The 419-nt window shown below is 48.7% G+C and carries 1 protein-coding gene; it reads right to left on the bottom strand.

The annotated features are described in order from the left end of the window. Positions 1 to 419: leucine-rich repeat domain-containing protein (locus I6E40_RS10740; RefSeq protein ID WP_235387281.1), on the bottom strand; the 419-nt coding region annotated here is incomplete at both ends.

Raw genomic sequence — 419 nt, 5'->3', positions numbered from 1 at the left:
CAATCACGGAAGCAGTAATCTCCCAAACTTGTGACGGAGTTGGGAATGGTGATGGAGGTCAAACTGCTGCAACTAAAGAAGCAGTCAACTCCCAAACTCGTGACGGAGTTGGGAATGGTGATGGCGGTCAAACTGCTGCAATCCCGGAAGCAGTCAACTCCCAAACTCGTGACGGAGTTGGGAATGGTGATGGAGGTCAAACTGCTGCAACCATAGAAGCAGAAACTTCCCAAACTCGTGACGGAATATGTGATGCCATCATAGGTCACTGTTTCAGGAATCACTACGTCGCCGGAGTATGCATTATTATACTCTCCATCATAAGTGACCGTAGCCGTCTTGTTGGCTGCATCCAGATTGTAGAAGATTCCATCTACCTCTGCGTCATGAGCCCGGGCAGAAAGGGAAAGACATAAAAG

The organism is Prevotellamassilia timonensis (genome assembly GCF_021531665.1).
In the GTDB taxonomy this organism is placed as follows: domain Bacteria; phylum Bacteroidota; class Bacteroidia; order Bacteroidales; family Bacteroidaceae; genus Alloprevotella.
The sequence above is the reverse complement of the archived record's forward strand: the minus strand, read 5'-3'. Positions and strand labels throughout refer to the sequence as shown.